Origin of the sequence: Arthrobacter sp. 754 (genome assembly GCF_040548695.1) — a bacterium.
In the GTDB taxonomy this organism is placed as follows: domain Bacteria; phylum Actinomycetota; class Actinomycetes; order Actinomycetales; family Micrococcaceae; genus Arthrobacter.
The window spans coordinates 319,414-336,833 of sequence record NZ_JBEPSC010000004.1 but is presented as its reverse complement, the minus strand read 5'-3'; the positions used below and the strand labels follow the sequence as shown (position 1 = coordinate 336,833).

19 protein-coding genes are annotated in these 17,420 nt (G+C 66.1%); 14 read left to right on the top strand and 5 right to left on the bottom strand.

All coding sequences use genetic code 11. The features are described from left to right. Nucleotides 1-14 precede the first annotated feature (14 nt). Nucleotides 15-2,357 (top strand): glycoside hydrolase family 65 protein, encoded by a 2,343-nt coding sequence (locus ABIA70_RS13710; RefSeq protein ID WP_354148100.1) that lies wholly within the window; start codon nt 15-17, stop codon nt 2,355-2,357. Nucleotides 2,358-2,443: 86 nt separating this feature from the next. Here the strand turns inward: ABIA70_RS13710 and ABIA70_RS13705 are convergent, their stop codons facing one another. Then, a complete protein-coding gene (locus ABIA70_RS13705) occupies nt 2,444-3,730 on the bottom strand; it encodes an MFS transporter (protein ID WP_354148099.1) in 1,287 nt (428 codons plus the stop codon). Between the two features lie 195 nt (nt 3,731-3,925). Here ABIA70_RS13705 and ABIA70_RS13700 point away from each other — a divergent pair, with 195 nt between their 5' ends. Both ABIA70_RS13700 and ABIA70_RS13695 read left to right on the top strand, forming a co-directional pair. Beyond that, nucleotides 3,926-4,726 (top strand): hypothetical protein, encoded by an 801-nt coding sequence (locus ABIA70_RS13700; protein ID WP_354148098.1) that lies wholly within the window; start codon nt 3,926-3,928, stop codon nt 4,724-4,726. Then, complete coding sequence (locus ABIA70_RS13695; protein WP_354148097.1) at nt 4,716-5,468, top strand: LamB/YcsF family protein; 753 nt, start codon at nt 4,716-4,718, stop codon at nt 5,466-5,468. The genes ABIA70_RS13700 and ABIA70_RS13695 overlap by 11 nt, the downstream gene beginning before the upstream one ends. Nucleotides 5,469-5,590: 122 nt before the next feature. On the opposite strand, the gene ABIA70_RS13690 is transcribed toward ABIA70_RS13695, so the two are convergent. Continuing rightward, nucleotides 5,591-6,937: a DUF445 domain-containing protein gene (locus ABIA70_RS13690; RefSeq protein ID WP_354148096.1), complete on the bottom strand. Its 1,347-nt coding sequence runs from the start codon at nt 6,935-6,937 to the stop codon at nt 5,591-5,593. 50 nt (nt 6,938-6,987) lie between these two features. On the opposite strand from ABIA70_RS13690, the gene ABIA70_RS13685 reads away from it, so the two are divergent. The 5 genes from ABIA70_RS13685 (at nt 6,988) to ABIA70_RS13665 (ending at nt 9,801) form a co-directional block, all read left to right on the top strand. After that, complete coding sequence (locus tag ABIA70_RS13685) at nt 6,988-7,896, top strand: glycerophosphodiester phosphodiesterase (RefSeq protein ID WP_354148095.1); 909 nt, start codon at nt 6,988-6,990, stop codon at nt 7,894-7,896. A 25-nt stretch (nt 7,897-7,921) separates the two neighbouring features. Beyond that, complete coding sequence (locus ABIA70_RS13680) at nt 7,922-8,707, top strand: AzlC family ABC transporter permease (protein WP_354148094.1); 786 nt, start codon at nt 7,922-7,924, stop codon at nt 8,705-8,707. Then, entirely contained in the window at nt 8,704-9,015 is a 312-nt protein-coding gene (locus ABIA70_RS13675; protein ID WP_354148093.1) for an AzlD domain-containing protein, read from the top strand. Before ABIA70_RS13680 ends, ABIA70_RS13675 begins: the two co-directional genes overlap by 4 nt. A gap of 93 nt (nt 9,016-9,108) precedes the next feature. After that, complete coding sequence (locus ABIA70_RS13670; RefSeq protein ID WP_354148092.1) at nt 9,109-9,354, top strand: hypothetical protein; 246 nt, start codon at nt 9,109-9,111, stop codon at nt 9,352-9,354. A 93-nt stretch (nt 9,355-9,447) separates the two neighbouring features. Next, a complete protein-coding gene (locus ABIA70_RS13665) occupies nt 9,448-9,801 on the top strand; it encodes a hypothetical protein (protein WP_354148091.1) in 354 nt (117 codons plus the stop codon). Between the two features lie 122 nt (nt 9,802-9,923). Here ABIA70_RS13665 and ABIA70_RS13660 read toward each other — a convergent pair whose 3' ends face one another. Both ABIA70_RS13660 and ABIA70_RS13655 read right to left on the bottom strand, forming a co-directional pair. Further along, entirely contained in the window at nt 9,924-10,142 is a 219-nt protein-coding gene (locus tag ABIA70_RS13660; RefSeq protein WP_354148090.1) for a hypothetical protein, read from the bottom strand. Between the two features lie 123 nt (nt 10,143-10,265). After that, entirely contained in the window at nt 10,266-10,973 is a 708-nt protein-coding gene (locus ABIA70_RS13655; RefSeq protein WP_354148089.1) for a TetR/AcrR family transcriptional regulator, read from the bottom strand. Between the two features lie 120 nt (nt 10,974-11,093). Between ABIA70_RS13655 and ABIA70_RS13650 the strand changes: the two genes are divergently transcribed. From ABIA70_RS13650 to ABIA70_RS13625, 6 genes are all read left to right on the top strand, one after another. Then, the gene (locus ABIA70_RS13650) at nt 11,094-11,408 is read left to right on the top strand and encodes a thiamine-binding protein (RefSeq protein WP_354148088.1); all 315 of its coding nucleotides are present in this window, start codon (nt 11,094-11,096) and stop codon (nt 11,406-11,408) included. A 98-nt stretch (nt 11,409-11,506) separates the two neighbouring features. Further along, nucleotides 11,507-12,199: an O-methyltransferase gene (locus tag ABIA70_RS13645; RefSeq protein WP_354148087.1), complete on the top strand. Its 693-nt coding sequence runs from the start codon at nt 11,507-11,509 to the stop codon at nt 12,197-12,199. A gap of 99 nt (nt 12,200-12,298) precedes the next feature. Next, nucleotides 12,299-12,778, top strand: a complete 480-nt coding sequence (locus tag ABIA70_RS13640; RefSeq protein ID WP_354148086.1) for a Dps family protein — start codon at nt 12,299-12,301, stop codon at nt 12,776-12,778. 5 nt (nt 12,779-12,783) lie between these two features. Continuing rightward, nucleotides 12,784-13,866: an acyl-CoA dehydrogenase family protein gene (locus tag ABIA70_RS13635; protein ID WP_502917203.1), complete on the top strand. Its 1,083-nt coding sequence runs from the start codon at nt 12,784-12,786 to the stop codon at nt 13,864-13,866. Then, nucleotides 13,860-15,236, top strand: a complete 1,377-nt coding sequence (locus tag ABIA70_RS13630) for a PIG-L family deacetylase (protein ID WP_354148085.1) — start codon at nt 13,860-13,862, stop codon at nt 15,234-15,236. The genes ABIA70_RS13635 and ABIA70_RS13630 overlap by 7 nt, the downstream gene beginning before the upstream one ends. Next, nucleotides 15,214-15,999 carry a glycosyltransferase family 2 protein gene (locus tag ABIA70_RS13625; RefSeq protein ID WP_354148084.1) on the top strand — a complete coding sequence of 262 codons (786 nt, stop codon included), beginning with the start codon at nt 15,214-15,216 and terminating at the stop codon, nt 15,997-15,999. Before ABIA70_RS13630 ends, ABIA70_RS13625 begins: the two co-directional genes overlap by 23 nt. Before the next feature lie 162 nt (nt 16,000-16,161). Here ABIA70_RS13625 and ABIA70_RS13620 read toward each other — a convergent pair whose 3' ends face one another. Continuing rightward, entirely contained in the window at nt 16,162-17,292 is a 1,131-nt protein-coding gene (locus ABIA70_RS13620; RefSeq protein WP_354148083.1) for a YihY/virulence factor BrkB family protein, read from the bottom strand. Nucleotides 17,293-17,420 lie beyond the last annotated feature (128 nt).

Sequence of the window (17,420 nt, the reverse complement as noted above, 5' to 3'; positions counted from 1 at the left end):
AGGACCCCAACACCATGGCACTTATCACCGCGGACCGCGAACGGTTCCCCAACACCCCCTGGCAGCTCGTGGAAACACGCCACGAGCCCGGCACCGAGGGCATCCTGGAAACGCTCTTCTCCCTGGGCAACGGGCACCTGGGTATCCGCGGCGCCCACTGGGCGGCCGCGGACGCCGACCTCCCCGGCAGCTTCATCAATGGCCTGCACGAAATCTGGGATATCAAGCACGCGGAGAATGCATTTGGCTTCGCCAGGACCGGGCAGCGGATCATCTACATCCCGGACGCGAACAACTTCACCGTGATCATCGACGGCGAGAGCCTGTCCCTCGCGGAGTCAACCGTGCTGGACTACCGCCGGTCCGTTGACTTTTCCACCGGCAGCTACGAATGCCGCATCACCTGGCAGTGCCGGTCCGGTGCAACTGTGACCACCACCGAGCGCCGCGCAGTCGGGTTCGCCTCGCGCGGCAGCCTGGGCATCTCACTTGAAGTTGCCGCAGACCGGGATGTTTCGGCCGATGTCACGTCCGCCATCATCAACCGCCAGGACCAGCCTGTGGAGGACCACTCCATGCATGACCCGCGCCGCGCCGGCCGCCACGCCGGCAGGGTCCTGCTGCCCCTGCGGATCGAAGGTTCTGACGGGTCGCTCCGGCTGGCATGGGAAGCCGCCGAGTCAAGGCAGCGCGTGGGACTTGCCGTGGACCACTGGACCTCTGCGGGCCATCAGCCGTTCGATACCCTGGCCGGCCAGGACGAAAGCAGCGTCCGCTATGTCCTCGCCGTGGGCGCCGACGAGCCCTTCCGGCTGGAAAAGAGCGTCAGCTATGCCGCCGGCCGCGGCGTCCAGGATTCCAGCCAGGACGCGGCGGAGGCTGCTGAGGGCGGTCTGCGGAGCGTGGCGGAAATCTTCGCCGAGAGCGAGGAGCACTACCGGCAGTACTGGGCAACCTCGGACATCCAGGTGGGCGGCCAGCCCGAGCTCCAGCAGGCCATCCGGTGGAACCTGTTCCAGCTGGCGCAGGCCACGGCAAGGGCCGACGTCGCTGGCATCCCCGCCAAGGGCGTCAGCGGCTCCGGCTATGAAGGCCACTACTTCTGGGACCAGGAGGTGTACCTCCTGCCCTACCTCACGTACACCAATCCCGACGGCGCCCGCAAGGTTCTGGAGTTCCGGCACGATATGCTCCCGGCTGCCAAAATCCGGGCCAAGGAGCTCAGCGTGGACGGCGCGCTGTTCCCGTGGCGCACCATCAACGGTCTGGAAGCAAGCGCCTACTACGCTGCCGGCACCGCCCAGTTCCACATCGCCGCTGCCATCGCCTTCGCCACCAACCGCTACATCTGGGCCAGCGGCGACGAAACCTTCCGGGAGGGGATGGGCGCCGAACTGCTGATCGAGACCGCCCGCATGTGGAGCTCGCTCGGCTTCTTCGGCAAGGACGGCCAGTTCCACATCCACGGCGTCACCGGTCCGGACGAATACACTGCCGTCGTCAACGACAACCTGTACACCAACGTGATGGCCCGGTTTAACCTTCGTGCCGCAGCTGAGCTGGACCATGCGGAGATCGACGACGCCGAACGGGAATTCTGGATGCAGGCCGCCAACCGCATGCAGCTGCCCTTCGACGACGACCTGGAAGTGTATTCCCAGGACAACGACTTCATGACCCTGGAAGCCTGGGACTGGACCACCCCCCGCTCCAAGTACCCGCTGCTGCTGCACTTCCACCCGCTGGTGATCTACCGCCACCAGGTGCTGAAGCAGGCGGACACGGTGCTGGCCATGTTCCTGCAGTGGCAGGACTTCACGCCGGTCGAAAAGCGCCGCGCCTTTGACTTCTACGACCCCATCACCACCGGCGACTCCACGCTCTCGGCCTGCGTGCAGGGCATCATGGCCGCCGAGGTGGGGCACCCCGAAGCTGCCCTGAAGCACTTCACGGACGCGGCCTTCATCGACCTGGATGACACCCACGGGAACACCATCGACGGCGTGCACATCGCCTCAACCGGAGGAGTCTGGAGCTCGCTGGTCAGTGGCTTCGCCGGCCTCCGGGACCAGGGGCCGGTGCCGTTCTTTGACCCGCGGCTGCCCTCGGAATGGGAGGGGCTGTCCTTCCACCTCAAGATCCTGGGCCGGCTGCTGCACGTTGAACTCGACGCCGGTGCCCTCACCCTCAGTGTTCGCAGCGGCGAGCCCCTGGATGTGGATGTCCGCGGCGCGCTGTTCAGCGTTGGAGAAGAACCGGTCCGGGTGGCCCTGGAGCCTGTTGAGTTCCAGGAGCGGACGGTCTTCCCCAGCGGGCCGCCGACTGCGAGCCTCCCCATCGTGCGCGTCAACAGCTAGCCGGCTCAGGCAGGCCAGTGCCCTCGCCGGGCTGGGGAGCGTCAGCCTCCTGCCGCCGTCGTGCGTTCAGTCCTTTGGCCTTCAGTTCATGGCGTGCGTCCGACGCCGGCTGCGTCGTCCAGAGGGTGCGACAGTTCGTCGTCGGGCATCCGGGCCACGATCATGGCGATGACCGCCAGCACCGGGCAGACACTGCCGGCCACGAGGAAGATTGCCCAGATCGGGAAGACTTCGGCGGCAGGTCCGGCCAGTGCCATGGAGACCGGCATCAGCGCGAGGGATACAAAGAAGTCCAGGCTGGAGACGCGGCCCAGCAGGTGGCCCGGTACCCGCCGCTGAAGCAGCGTGCCCCAGATGACCATGCCCACGCCGCCGGTGGCGCCGAAAATGAACATCGCCGCGGCCACGGTCCAGAAGCTGTCCAGGATTCCGACAGCGGCCAGGGGCAGGCTGCCGGCTCCCCAGCACACCATCATCACGGTGAGGTAGCGGCGCGGCAGCTTCAGGGATGCGGTCAGCAGTGAGCCGGCCGCCCCGCCCACACCCATGACGGCCAGCAGGAAGCCGAACATGCGGGAGTCTCCGCCCAACTGGTCGCGCACCACAAACGGCATCAGCACTTCAATGGGGCCAATCAGGAACAGCACCGAGATGCAGGCCCACAGCAGGGTCCACAGCAGCCAGGGGGTCCGGACGGTGTATTTGATGCCCTCCCGGAGATCGGCGAAGAAGGAAGTTTTGGCTGCCCCCGTCTCGCCGGTGCCATGCGTAACCTGGCTGCCGCTGTGACGGCCCAGGAAGTTCAGGGTGATGAACGCTGCCAGGTGGCAGGCGGCCACGCCGGTCAGGGCGTGCGAGGGCGAGAGCGCGGCCACCAGGATGCCGGCGACGGCGGGTCCGGCCGCCTGCTGCAGCATCGGCCGCATGGTCCCCTCCATGCCGTTGGCAGCAAGCAGGTCCTCGGGCGGAAGAATGCGCGGCAGGATTGCGGAGTAGGCCGGGAAAAAGAACGCCGCGCCCACTCCAAGGACGAAACTGCCGACGGCCAGGTGCCACAGCTGCAGCCAGCCTGCCATGGCCAACCCGCTGATGGTCGCGATCACGGCCAGATTGGCGCCTTCGACGCCGATGATCAGGAGCCGTTGCGGCACACGGTCTGCGGCAATCCCGCCGACAAGGACGAAGGCCACCAGTCCGGCGCTCCCCGCTGCTGCCACCAGGGAAAGCTCCAGCGGGCCGCCGCCGAGGTGGATCACCTGGTAAACCATCGCGACGGCCCACATCCCTGATCCGAAGATGGAGATGGCCAGCGCTGCGATGAGGACCCGGTACTCCCGGTGCGCAAACGGCCGCAGGGCTTGGAGGACGGGCATAGCCCAAGTCTAGGTTGGGCGCGTTGGGGGCGGCACCTCCGAACGCGGCGGTACCTTTCGAACGCGTGGCCCGGCAAGCCATCAGGGGGCTCACCCGGTCGTGAGCTTCCCAAAGTGTTAAGCCCCCTTACTGTTAAGGCAGGGCCGGAGCCAAAGCTGCCGGCGGATGGAAGCAGCACAGAAGCAGAGGTGACCATGTCCAAGCGCAGCAATCCCGCAGTTCGAATCGCTCAGGAGACCGCCCACAACGCGGTGTTCGACGCCGAAGGCAAGCCAAAACCCGGAGTGCACAACGTGCTGCTGCGGGCAGTGGAGATCCAGCGGCCGTTCGTGGTCGCATACGTCCGTCGGCTGCAACGCAAGCATCCCCGGGCCAGCGCGGCGAAGCTCGCCGAGATCCTCGAACGCGACTACCTGCGTGCCGTAACCGGGGGCGGCGCGATCGTCGGGGCAACAGCCGTTGTGCCCGGCGTCGGAACGGTGGCCTCACTGGGGCTGTCCGCCGCGGCGACAGTCGGATTCCTCGAAGCGACGGCGCTGTACGCCACTTCGCTCGCTGAACTGCACGGAATCCGCCTGACCAACCCCGAAAAGGCCAGCACCATGGTCATGGCCATCATGCTGGGCGAGGAGGGCACTGCCCTTCTCGGAACACTGAGCGGCCAGGCCATCGGCAAGGGAACCAACACCACCCAGGCATGGGGAAATGTTCTTTCCAAGTCCATGCCCACGGGTTTCGGTGCCGTCAGGAACAGGATCCAGAAAGCCTTCCTGAAGAACCTGCTCAAGCGTCAGGGAACAGCGCTGTTCGGCCGGGCACTTCCGTTCGGCATCGGCGCCGTGGTGGGTGGTGCCGGTAACCTCATCATGGGCCGGGCCGTCGTGGCCAACGCCAAGGAGGCCTTCGGGCCGATGCCGGATACCGTCCCCGGGGAGCTCAAGGCCACGGCCGCCCCGGAGAACCCCGCACTGGAAGGCAACAACCTTGGATCTTAATGCTGATCTCGGCGAATCGTTCGGCGCCTGGAACATGGGGGACGACGCCTCGATGTTCCGGCTGGTGACCAGCGCCAACGTGGCCTGCGGTTTCCATGCCGGCGATCCCGTCACCATGCTCGACAGCTGCCGTGCCGCGTTCGAACTCGATGTGACGGTCGGAGCCCATGTGGGTTACCGGGACCTGGCCGGTTTCGGCCGCCGGTCCATGGACATGTCCTTCGACGACCTGTTCGGCGATGTCCTGTACCAGTTGGGCGCGCTCGACGGTGTGGCCCACGCCGTCGGGGCCTCGGTTGACTACGTGAAGCCGCACGGCGCGCTGTACAACCGCCTGGTCCACGATGCCGACCAGGCGTCGGCCGTGGTTGCCGCCATCCAGGCCTACGATCCCGGCCTTCCGATCCTTGGACTTCCAGGCTCAGAACTCCTCGTGCAGGCGATGGAAGCAGGCCATCCTGTCTTCGTGGAGGCGTTCGTGGACCGCGCCTACCAGCCTGACGGGACACTCGTGCCCCGCTCGCAGGAAGGGGCAGTCCTGCACGACGTCGACGCGGTTGTTGAGCAGGCCGTGCGCCTCGCGGTCAAGGGAGAGGTCGTGGCCGTGGACGGGACGGTTGTTCAGGTCAGGCCCGATTCCCTGTGCATCCATGGCGATACCCCCGGGGCTGTGGAGATGGCTGCCCGCGTCCGGGCAGGACTGGAAGCAGCCGGCGTGGCGTTGGAGTCCTTCGCCCACTAGGCGCAGCTTTCTACAGCAACGCGGGGTCACTTTCCGCCCAAAAAACCGCTCCGAAAGGGCCTGAAGTGACCCCGCGTTGCTTCAAAAAGGGTGCAACGCGTTGCTTCAAAAAGGGGCCGGGGTCAGCCAAACACCAGGTGCGCCGCGCTGAAGATGACCAGCCCTGCCAGGGAGCCCACCACAGTGCCATTGATCCGGATGAACTGCAGGTCCTTGCCTACCTGGAGCTCGATCTTCTGCGAGGTCTCTTCGGCATCCCAGCGGGCCACGGTATCGGTAATGACGCCCGCGATGTCCTTCCGGTACGTCCGCACCAGGTAGCCCGCGGCGTCCCCGATCCAGGCGTTGACCTTGCCCGCCAGCTCGGCGTCGTTCACCAGCCGGGTGCCGAAGTCCCGCACCGCCGCCTTGAACTTGATGGTCAGGTCGCTCTGGGGATCGTCCACGGCGCTGAGCAGGGCGCTTTTCACGGTGCCCCAGGTGCGTGAGGCAAGTTCGCGGACCTCGGGGTCGCCGAGGACCTGGGCCTTGATGTCCTCGGCCCGCGCGATCATCTTCGGGTCATGCTGGAGGTCCTGGGCGAGATCGTTCAAGTACTTGTCGATCGACTGCCGGACCTGGTGGTTGGGGTCGGACTGCACGGCGCGGGTGAATTTCAGAATCTCGACATAGACCTTGTCGCCCACCAGCCCGTCCACAAACTGCGGGACCCAGGTGGGGGAGCGGTCGGTTACCAGCCGGCTGACGGTTTCGTGGTTGTCGGTGACCCAGTCCGCGGCCCGGTCCACCAGCAGGTCCACCAGCTGGTGATGGTGCCCGTCGTGAAAAATCCGCTCCGCCAGCCTGCCCACCGGAGGTCCCCACGGCGGAGCCAGCAAATGCTTGCGTACCATTCCCTCGATGACTGCCTGGACGTCGTCGTCGTTCAGCACCTTGAATGCACCGCGGATGACGGCGGCACCCTCCTTGGCGACGCGCTCGGCGCCGCCGGGGGCCGCGAGCCATTCGCCGGCCTTGCGGGCGATGTTTACGCTGGCCAGCTTGTCCTGGACCACCTGCTCGGACAGGAAGTTGGTCTCCACAAACTCACCCAGCGAAGCGCCGATCTGGTCCTTGCGGCGCGGGATAATGGCTGTGTGCGGGATTTTGATGCCCATGGGGTACTTGAACAGCGCGGTGACGGCAAACCAGTCAGCCAGCGCGCCCACCATGCCACCCTCGGCAGCTGCCCGGACGTACTGCAGCCACGGATAGTCCTTCTGCAACGCAAACGCGAACACAAAAACGATGGCCATAATGATGAGCAGTCCCAGCGCCAGGAGCTTCATTTTCCGCAGTGCGGCCGCCTTTTCGGCGTCACCGGCACTGAGATGATGACCGACGACGGCGGCAGCCCCCCGGGCAGGATGGGTGGCACCTGCGGGCCGGGCTGGGTCTTGCCGGGTAGTTGGCTCAGAGTTCACCTGCATGAGCCCAGCCTAGCCCCGTGCGCCCGCCCGGGGTCCGCTAGCGTGTCCTCATGACATTCGATGAGGCCCGGCCGAACCGGCCGCTGGTATTCGCCCACCGGGGCGCCAGCGCCGCATTTGCCGAACATACCCGTGCCGCTTACCTCCAGGCGATCGACGACGGCGCGGACGGGGTTGAGTGCGATATCCACCTCACCAGGGACCAGCACCCCGTGCTGCTCCACGACGCGAACCTGGACCGTACCTCGGACGGCACCGGCCCGGTAGCGGACCGGACCCTGGCAGAGCTGCGGCTGCTGGACTTCTCGTCCTGGAAAGGCGTGCGGATTCCGGAAAAGTTCGGTGCCCGGTCGGAGCAGTTCCTGTCGTTGCCGGACCTCCTGGACATACTGCGTTCAGCGGGCCGGCCCATTGGACTGGCCATCGAGCTCAAACATCCCAGCCCTTACCAGCTCAAACTCGAGGACCGGGTCCTGCAGGTGTTGCGGAGCGAGGGCTGGGACGCGAAGACGTCCACCGTGGACAACATCAAGGTGACCTTCATGAGCTTCAGTCCGGACTCCGTCAAGCATCTCCTCCGGGCTGTCCCGTCAGAGTTCATCTGCCAGCTCGTGGACGACATCGACGTCGACGAGATCCGCGACGAGCTGGGCCTCGGGCCGCTGACGGGCACCGCCATCGCCAACGTGATGAAGGCCGCACAGCTTGAAGGCGAACGCATCCTGGATGACTGCGAGGTGCTCCTCGCCGGTCCCGGAATCATCTATGTCCGCGAACATGCCCGGACCGTTCAGCGCTGGCTGGAGTCCGGCCGCCGCTTCCGGGTGTGGACAGTGGATACCGAACGGGACGTCGCCCTGTGCCAAGGGCTGGGAATTCATGAGATCACCACGAATACGCCCGCCCGGGTGCTGGCGCAACTCCACTCCACCGGGCATCAGGTCCAGCTGCCGTCCTGACCCTTTCCTGTGATTGAGTGGAATCATGCCTTTCCGCCGGTCCGCACCGAAACTCCTCGCTTCCCCCGCGGTCCGGGTGGGTATCTCGATCAGCATCGCCACCGGGCTGTATGGGATCTCCTTCGGTGCGCTTTCAGTCACTTCGGGACTTGATTTCTGGCAGACCATGGCGCTGAGCCTCCTGCTGTTCAGCGGTGGTTCCCAGTTCGCGTTCATCGGCGTAGTGGCGGGCGGCGGCTCAGGCGTGGCGGCCATGAGCGCCGCGACGCTGCTGGGAATGCGCAACGGAATCTACGGCATGCAGCTCAATGCCCTCCTGCATCCGACCGGCTGGCGGCGTTTTGTTGCCGCGCAGCTCACCATCGATGAGTCGACGGCGACCAGCAGCGGCCAGACTGACCCCGCTGAGCAGCGGCGGGGTTTCTGGACCGCCGGCATAGGCATCTACCTGCTCTGGAATCTGTTCACGGCGGTCGGGGCCCTGGCAGGAAGCGGGCTGGGCGACCCCAAACAGTGGGGACTGGACGGAGCTGCAGTGGCGGCATTCCTTGCGCTGTTGTGGCCGCGGCTGAAGGGCCGCGAGCCTGCGGCCATTGCCGTAGTTTGTGCCTTGGCCACGGTTGTTGCCGTGCCATTCGTTCCTGCGGGCGTGCCCATCCTGATCGCCGCCGTGGTTGCCGCCCTGATCGGCTGGTTCAGCCATGGGCGCAGCGACGAAGGCCTCGAACCGGATGTTGACCCTTACGAGGAGCATCACCATGGCCGCGCGAACGGCCACGGCCATGGAGACACACGGCAGGCGGGGCTATGAATCTCTGGATCTGGCTGCTGTTGGCCTGCGCCCTGGCGTATGCGTGGAAGCTGGTGGGCTATCTCCTCCCGGCCAGGCTGCTCAAAGACCCCAGGATGTCCCGGGTGGCGGGGACCATGACCATCGGACTGCTGGCATCGCTGACCATCGTCAACACTGTTGCGTCCGGACAGACCCTCGCGGCAGATGCGCGGCTGGGCGCACTCGCCGCCGCCGCCGTCGCACTGGCTCTCCGGGCACCCTTCCTGGTGGTTGTCCTGGTGGGAGCCGGCACGGCGGCCCTGTTGCGGCTGATCGGGTGGAACTAGCAACCCGTCAACCCTCTGGTGGTGCAGCCAGCTGGCGCTGTAGGCTGGGCTTGGCTATGCAGTTGGCCGTGGACTCTGGCGTCAGGGATACCCATGGAAAAAAGACTGCATGCCCTCAGTGCGAGAAGCGGCAAGGCCCGGCATGATGGCAGGCGGGCCGGTCTGCCGGTCAAGCGGTTCTTCACCCGGTTCCGGTCCCTGGCGGATTTGCCCGCGGAGGATCTGGACCTGCTCTCCGAACGACTCAAGACGGCGTTGGATGTCGGCCAAGGATCGGAGATGACCGCCCTGCACGCCGCGGTTCGGGCCGAACTCCGGCACCGGGAATCGGCGCGCTGAAATCTGTTGCGCATTGAGTCAATGAATGCTGGATGACAACCGCCGGACACCATTCCGGCAGGATGCGATTGCGGCCGAGAGGAGCCACTGGCGATGAACGAACCAGAGACCAACGAACCGCAGGCGAACGAACCGCAGGCGAACGAGCCGGATGCTGACAGCGCCGCAGCCAGGCAGCAAGGGGCCGAGTCCAAGCCGCGGCAGAGATATGACGCCGGCACGTCCGAAGCGACGAGGGAAATGCGGGACACGTCCCGGCGGCGGCGCGACGCCGAGGGAAAGCTGCAGCAGCACCTGTTGGAGGCGAAGGACCACGTGCCCCATCACCACGAGCAGGACGAGCAGGACGCCCAGCCCGGCCAGGCCGAGGCTGCAGAGGGCCCCGACGCCGGCAAGCGCCCCGGCGTCGAGCCTGGGGCAAAAGACACCGAAGGCGACACCGACTGAACAGTTGATTCAGCAGTGCCGACGGATGCGTGGCGGTGGATGGGAGCCGCAGAATGTACGCAGGGCGGGGGCTGCCGGGGATGCGGGGTCCAGGCAGGCCCCGGGTCCGCCCGCGGGATCATTCAGGCCGTCTGTTCAGCCTCCGGTGACCCGGTCCGGCGGGCGCTTTCCTCTACGGCAAGCTCGTACCAGGACTGCGCGCCGAAGGCGGGCGCGGGAGTGTCAAGGTTTTGGTAGAGAGCGTCCAGCAGGTTTGCGAGTTCTTCCGCCGCCAATAAGGGAAGGACTTCCTCCGGGCCGCGGGGATCGCTGATGAAGAGGGCAAGCTCGGTGTCGTTCATCGCGTGATGTTCAGGTGGTTCGGGTTCAGTACGCAGTACATGTTCATGATTGCTCCTCTGGTCATTCAGAGGCTGGCTGCGTAACCCCCACCTGAGTCTAATCGAACACGGTGAAGCCGACAATCAGCTGAGCCGCGGGCTTTTGTACTGGGTCGGGCGCTGGAACTGTGAGGAATTCTGGAGCTGCCCGGGACCCTGAAGCTGCGCCGGACCCTGAAGCTGCGGGGCGGGCAGCGGGACATGTGCCGGCAGCGGCCGCCGCGGCCGTTCAGCGCGGATGGCGTCCTCGACCAGAGCCACGGGCCGCCGCCAGGCATCGGAGCCCGGTTCCATGGTGTCCACCACGCCGATCAGCATGGCGAGCAGCCGGAACATGTCGGTCATGGAAATATCGGAACGCAGTGTGCCCTGTCCCTGACCCCGGGTCAGCAGGACACTCAGGGAATCCATCAGGGAACCGGTGATCCCCGTCAGCAGCTCGCGGCGCCCGGCCACCGCGCCCAACAGGTTCGCGTCATCGCTCGCGGCGGCCATGATGGCCTCGATCACGCGCATCAGTCCGGCGGCCGGATCAATGTCAGCCAGGGCATCGACGATGACAGGGTCAACCGTCTCGCGGAGCCGGCGGTTGAGGGCGGCCAGGACCAGCTCCTCTTTGTCGGCGAAGTTCCTGAAAAGCGTGGCGGGGCCAACGCCCGCCGTCGTCGCGATGGTCTGGAGGGGTACCTCGGGGCCGTGTTCGCGGAAGCAATTCCGTGCCGCAGTGATGATCTTGTCCACGTTCCGGGCAGCGTCTGCGCGAAGTGGTTTGCGGACGACATCGATGCTCATTCGATCAGGCTAGCAACGCTGCAGCCGGCGGTCATGGTTACCCGGGGGTAGGTGTTTATGTGACGTTCTGCGGGCCGCCGAGGCCCGGAGGACCGTCCGGCCGCGTGGCAGACTGGCCTTATGTTGCTTGCATTTTCTGTTGCCCCGTCCGGAACGCCTGCCAGCGGTTCACGCCCCACGGATGCTTCCGTTCACGACGCCGTCGCTGCCGCGGTGAGGATCGTCAGGGAGTCGGGACTGCCCAACCGGACCAGCTCGATGTTCACCGAGATCGAGGGCGAATGGGACGAGGTGTTCGACGTCGTCAAGCGTGCCACCGAAGCTGTGGGTGAGTTCGGCAGCCGCGTCTCGCTGGTCATCAAAGCCGATATCCGCCCCGGCTACTCGGGCGAACTCAGCGCCAAGGTTGAACGCCTCGAACAGGCCCTGGGCTAAATCAGCGTTCCGGCCCCGCCGGGCCGGCCCAACAACTCCCCGCGCGCCGCCGTCCTCGAAAGCTTCCATGGTCTGCGGCGACCTGCCAGACTGTGGCCATGCCTCAGAGCGAGCCTTTTGAACACAAGCCCCAACGCGGGTGGATGGCGGTTGAAGATTTCCTCACGGAAACCGTGGTGCACCCGGATGCCGCGTTGCAGCGGGCAGCGCAGTCGGCCGCCGATGCCGGCATGCCGCCTATCGAAGTGACGCCAAACGCCGGCAAGCTGCTCAAACTCCTGGTGCAGCTCTCCGGCGCCCGCCGCGTGCTGGAGATCGGCACCCTGGCCGGGTTCAGTGCCATCTGGATGGCTCAGGGGCTTCCCGACGGCGGCCGGCTGGTGACCTGCGAATACCTCACCAAACACGCGCAGATAGCCCGGGCGAACGTGGCGGCAGCAGGCCTGGAGGACAAGGTGGAGGTCCGGGTGGGCCCCGCCCTGGAAACCATGGCAGCCCTTCAGGCCGAAGGCCACGAACCCTTCGATTTTGTGTTCATCGACGCTGACAAGGAAAACAACTCCAACTACCTGGACTGGGCCATCCGGCTGGGCAGGCCCGGAACCACCGTGGTACTGGACAACGCCGTGTGGGAAGGGGCCGTATTGGACCCTTCCATCGACCGGATCAACGCGCCGGGAATTATCGGTGCACTGGAACTGCTGGGCAACCACCCGCAGCTCGATGCCACGGTGATCCAGACCGTCGGCTCCAAGGGATGGGACGGGTTCGCCCTGGCCCGTATCCGCTGAGCGCAAGCGGCTGCACCGCGCCCCAAACTGCTAAGTACGCTTAGAATAAGCTTTCCCGGCCGGATTCCCGGACCGGGCGCCCAGCAACGGAGGAACACAGTGAAAGCGTCACCCACCCTTGCCAGTAACCTTCAGATGGTCCTGACGGACCTGATCGAACTTCATATGCAGGGCAAACAGGCACACTGGAACATCGTGGGAACCAACTTCCGCGACCTCCACCTGCAGTTGGACGAGATCATCGCCGCGGCCCGGTTGTTCGCAGACCAGGCGGCTGAGCGGATGAGGGCCCTGCACGCCCTTCCGGACGGCCGGAGCAATACGGTTTCCGCTGACACCCGGCTCGATGAATTTCCCGCGGGACTCACTTCCACGAAGGACGCCGTCAAGCTCGTCACGAACAGGCTGGAACGGACCGTCCAGACCATGCGGGATGTCCATGACGAGGTGGACGAGGAAGACCCCACCAGCGCGGACCTCCTTCATGCCGCGATTGAACGCCTCGAGCAGTTGGCATGGATGGTGAACGCGGAAACCATGACCCCGTCAGCGGCTGTCACCGAACCTGCCGACAAATAGCGCCCGTGGACCGCACCGTTCCGAGGCCCGTCCGGTTTGACCCGGATGAAGCGGCCGACGCCGGCCTGTCGGCTTTGCTGCGGGACGTCACCAGCGCTGTTGGTGACGTTCCGGCGCTCCTGGCCATCGCCCGGAAGGCAGGAACCGACGCGCCTCAGCCGGGCCAGGGCAGGACAGCCCGATTGTGGGAGCTCCTGGCTTCCGTCGCGGCCGTGGATGTTGCCGCCGCCCGGATCTTGGAGCCGCACTTTGATGCGCTGGCTATCCTGTCCCAGGCGGGCAAAGGACCCGGTCACATGGACGGTGCGTGGGGAGTGTTCGCGGCCGAAGGCCCGGGATCAAGGCTGCAGGCGAAAGCGGGCGACGCCGGGATTCTCCTGAGCGGCTCGAAGCCGTGGTGCTCCTTGGCGCCGCAGCTGAACCGGGCCGTGATCACCGCGTACGCCGAAGGCGGCGGGAGGGCAGCCTTTGCCGTGGACCTCCACCACCCGGGCGTGACGTGCGAGGAGCCTGCCTGGGTGGCGCGCGGACTGCGGGAGATACCCAGCGGGACCGTGCATTTCAGCGACGTTCCGGCAGAACCTGTTGGCGGCGAAAACTGGTATTTCAACCGTCCGGGGTTTGCCTGGGGCGGCATGGGCGTGGCCGCGTGCTGGCTGGGCGGCGCGGTGGGCGTAGCGCGGGACTATCGGGAATCGCTCGCCGCCGGGGCGGAGGCCGGCCGGGAGCCGGATCAGATTGCGCTGGCTGCTTTGGGCGAAACAGACCGGATCCTCACGGCGGCGCTTCAGCACCTTGCGCGTGTTGCCGCCCGGATCGACGGAGAAGCCGGCGCCAGCGCAAGTGACGCGGTGGAGACGGGACGCAGTGCATGGAGTGAGGCGCTGCGCGTGCGCGGAACGGCAGCCGCCGCCGTCGAGCGTGTCCTTTCCCTTGTCAGCCTCAACCGCGGTCCTGCGCCGCTGGCGTTCGACGAACCGTACGCCAAGCGCATGGCTGACCTGGCGCTGTATGTGCGCCAGCATCATGGGATGCGGGACGACGCGCAGCTGGGGAAACTTACCCTGGAGGAGGAGTGTCCGTGGTGACCTTCTCCCACACCGACGAAGGCACGGACGAGGCCGCCTGGGCTTCTGGCGGGCTGCCGGCAATTGCTGAGCTGCCGTTGGGGCCGCAGGAGTTAGCGTCCATGCGCTTCGTGGTGCTGGTGGCCCATCCGGATGACGAGGCTTTGGGCGCCGGTGGCCTGCTTGCGCGCCTTCGCGCGCTGGGGGCCGACGTCGAGGTGCTGCTGTTTACGGTGGGGGAGGGATCTCACCCGGACTCGCGGACCATCACGCCTGACAGGCTGGCGGCCGTCCGGATGCAGGAGTTTGCCGCAGCGATGGACGTGCTTGGGCTGGGCGCTCGCTGGCAGTTTATTGGGCTGCCGGACGGCGGGTTGGCGGCGCGGACACCTGACATCGCCGCCCTGTTAAGGGAAAGGATTCGCCGGCATCCAGAGGAGCCCCAGCAACTGGCCATCGTGGCCCCGTACCGCGCGGACGGCCACGCGGACCATGACGCCCTGGGGTCCGTGGCGGCCCAGGTTGCGCGGGAGGACGGCCACGCCCTCCTGGAGTTTCCCATCTGGTACTGGTTCTGGGCATCCCCCGAACACACGGCTTGGCAGGACTGGGTCCGGCTTCCGCTGGACCCGGAACAGCAGGACGCCAAGATGGCCGCCCTCCGTGCCCACACCAGCCAGCACAGTCCGCTGTCCGATCTGCCCGGGGATGAAGTGCTACTGGGCGCGGGCTTCCTGCAGCATTTCGCACGGGCGTTCGAGACCTTCGCCTGGACCCCGCCCAAGGCGCCTGCGCCCCACGCCAGCGCCGATGCGCAGCGGATCTTCGACGCCGTGCACTCGAAGTCGGCGGACCCGTGGCAGTACACCACCAGCTGGTACGAACGGCGTAAGCGCTCGCTTACCCTCGCTGCCCTGCCCGAGGAAAAGTACCGCTCAGGTCTGGAGATCGGCTGTTCCATCGGTACCCTCACCGCCGAATTGGCCGGCCGCTGCACACGCCTCCTCGCCGTGGATGCGAGCGGCACCGCGCTGGAACGCGCAGCCGGCCGGCTCGCGGACGTTCCCGGCGTCGCCACGCGGCAACTGACGCTTCCGGCCGAATGGCCTGGCGGCAGCTACGACCTGGTGGTGGTCTCCGAAGTGGGGTACTACCTGTCCCAGGCGGAGCTGGAGCCGCTGCTGCAGCGGATCCGGGAATCCATGAAGCCCGGCGGCACGCTGCTCCTTTGCCACTGGCGGCACCCGGTTTCCGGCTGGGAGCTCGACGGCGATTCGGTCCATACGCTGGCCCGAAACCTCCTGGGCTGGCCCACTGCAGGGCTGTACCGGGAACGCGATTTTGTGCTGGAGACGCTGGTGGCGCCCGGTGACCCCGGACCTCGGGGCTGAGGTGGCCTGTCGTATAGCGAAGGTTGCTGTGGTGATCCCGGTCCACAACGAGGAACAGCACCTGGGACGGGCCCTCGAGGGGGTCCTGGCCGCGGCCGATGTGCTGCAGGGAAGCAGGCCGAACACGGATATCAGCGTCGTGGTGGTGCTGGACAGCTGCACAGACAACTCGGAAGCGGTAGCTGCACGGTTTGCCGCCGCGGACCGCCGCATCACCCTGCTTCGGGTCCCGTTCAGGAGTGTGGGGAAAAGCCGGGTTGCGGGCATTGGCACAGTCTTCAACGGCCGCTCCATGCATTTCCCTGGAGCGGATCTACCGCACACCGCAGGGACGTTGTGGCTTGCCAACACCGATGCCGATTCCTGTGTCCCGGAGAATTGGCTGCTGCGCCAGGTCCAGCTGGCTGACGGTGGGGCCGATGCAGTCCTGGGAACAGTGGAACCGGATGCCGAAGGTATGGACAGCGAACTGCTGAAGCGTTGGCACGTGCGCCACCGGCTGGGGGAGGACCATGCCTATGTTTTTGGTGCGAATCTGGGTGTGAGGGCCTCGGCGTACGTCCTTGCCGGCGGCTTTCCGCGGCAGCGCTCCCATGAGGACCGGACCCTGGTGGACCGCCTCCGTCGGCGCGGCTTCCGTGTGACCTCCACGGACACTGTCCGCGTCCTGACCTCCGGGCGCACCGAGGCCCGGGCCCCCCAGGGCTTCGGCGCCTACCTGCTGGCACTGGGAATGGAATCCGCAGCGGCCCTCGAGGGCTGAGGAACGCAGAATTTGGGGGGCCGACGACGACTGGGGGGACTGGCCTCGGTCTCAGAAGAGGCCACCTCGCCGCCGACCCCGTCTGATACCCGGACGTCAGGGACGCCGGGAAACCTGAAGGAATCTGCTGTTCTTAATTTTCCTCCAACTCAGGGGGCCTGCCTAGTCCCGCCTGGTCTGCTTCGGGTCGGTGTTATCCCTGCCGGTCCGGTCCTGGTCGGTCCGGTCCTGGTCCGTCCGGTGGCTTTCGCGCAGTTCACGGCCACGCTTAATGTCCTCTTCTTCCTGTTTCTGCAGCTTCTCGCTCTTCTTGGTGTCCCGCGGCGGCAGCTGGATGGTTTCCTCGGCTTCGATGCCGGCCTGGAGCTGGCGTCCCCGCTCCGTCTCTGCGTCGAACTCAGCGCCGAACAGCAGCGACATATTCAGGATCCACAGCCAGAGCAGCATGACAATCACGCCGCCCAGCGCCCCGTACGTCTTGTTGTAGTTGCCGAAGTTGCCTACATAGAAGCCGAAGCCCAGTGAGGCAAGCATGAAGATCACCAAGGCGATCAACGAGCCCATGCTCATCCACCGGAACTTGGGCTGCTTCACGTTGGGAGTGGCGTAGTACAGGACGGCAATGATCACGACGACCAGCCCCACGATCACGGGCCACTTGGCGATATTCCAGATGGCGAGGAACGCGCCGCTGAGCCCGATGAGTCCTCCCACTGCTTCTGCCACGGGGCCACTGAGCACCAGCATGCCTGCAAGGATGGCAACGACCACCACTGCGAGCAGGGTGACAGCCAGCATGGTGCCCCGCAACTTCACGAACGGGCGCCCCTCGTCGACCTCGTAGATCCGGTTCATGGCCCGGCCAAAGGCCCCAACGTAGCCGGACGCAGACCACAGCGCGGTGGCAAGGCCGATGACCAGCGTGAAGCCGGCGGCCGGCGCTGACGCGAGTTCTTTGACGGGCCCGCTGACCGTGTTGACTGTTTCGGCGGGAGCGAAGCCGCGGACAATCTCCAGCAGTGCAGTGGTGGTCTTTTCCGGATCTCCGAACAGGCCCAGCAGTGAAACGAGGGCCAACAACGCCGGGAAGAGTGAGAGCACGGCGAAGTAGGTCAGGGCTGCGGCCAGGTCGGGGCACTGGTCCTTCGTGAACTCCCTGAAGGTCTTCCTGGCGATGTACTTCCACGACGGCTTGGTGACGTCGGTTGGGCTCCCTGGTTTGCGGGAATCATCGGGTGCTGGAGCCTGGCCCGCCTTGGCGGTGCTGGTTTCGGAGGCATCTTGAGTGGCCATGGGGTGTCATCTCATCTCGGGTTGGCAAGGGACAGGCCGGTCCCGCCGGGGGAGGGCGGAACCGGCCTATCTGTAATGCTGGTTGATCAGGGCACTGGTGGGTGCCGGTCAGGCCGCCGCCAGGCTGG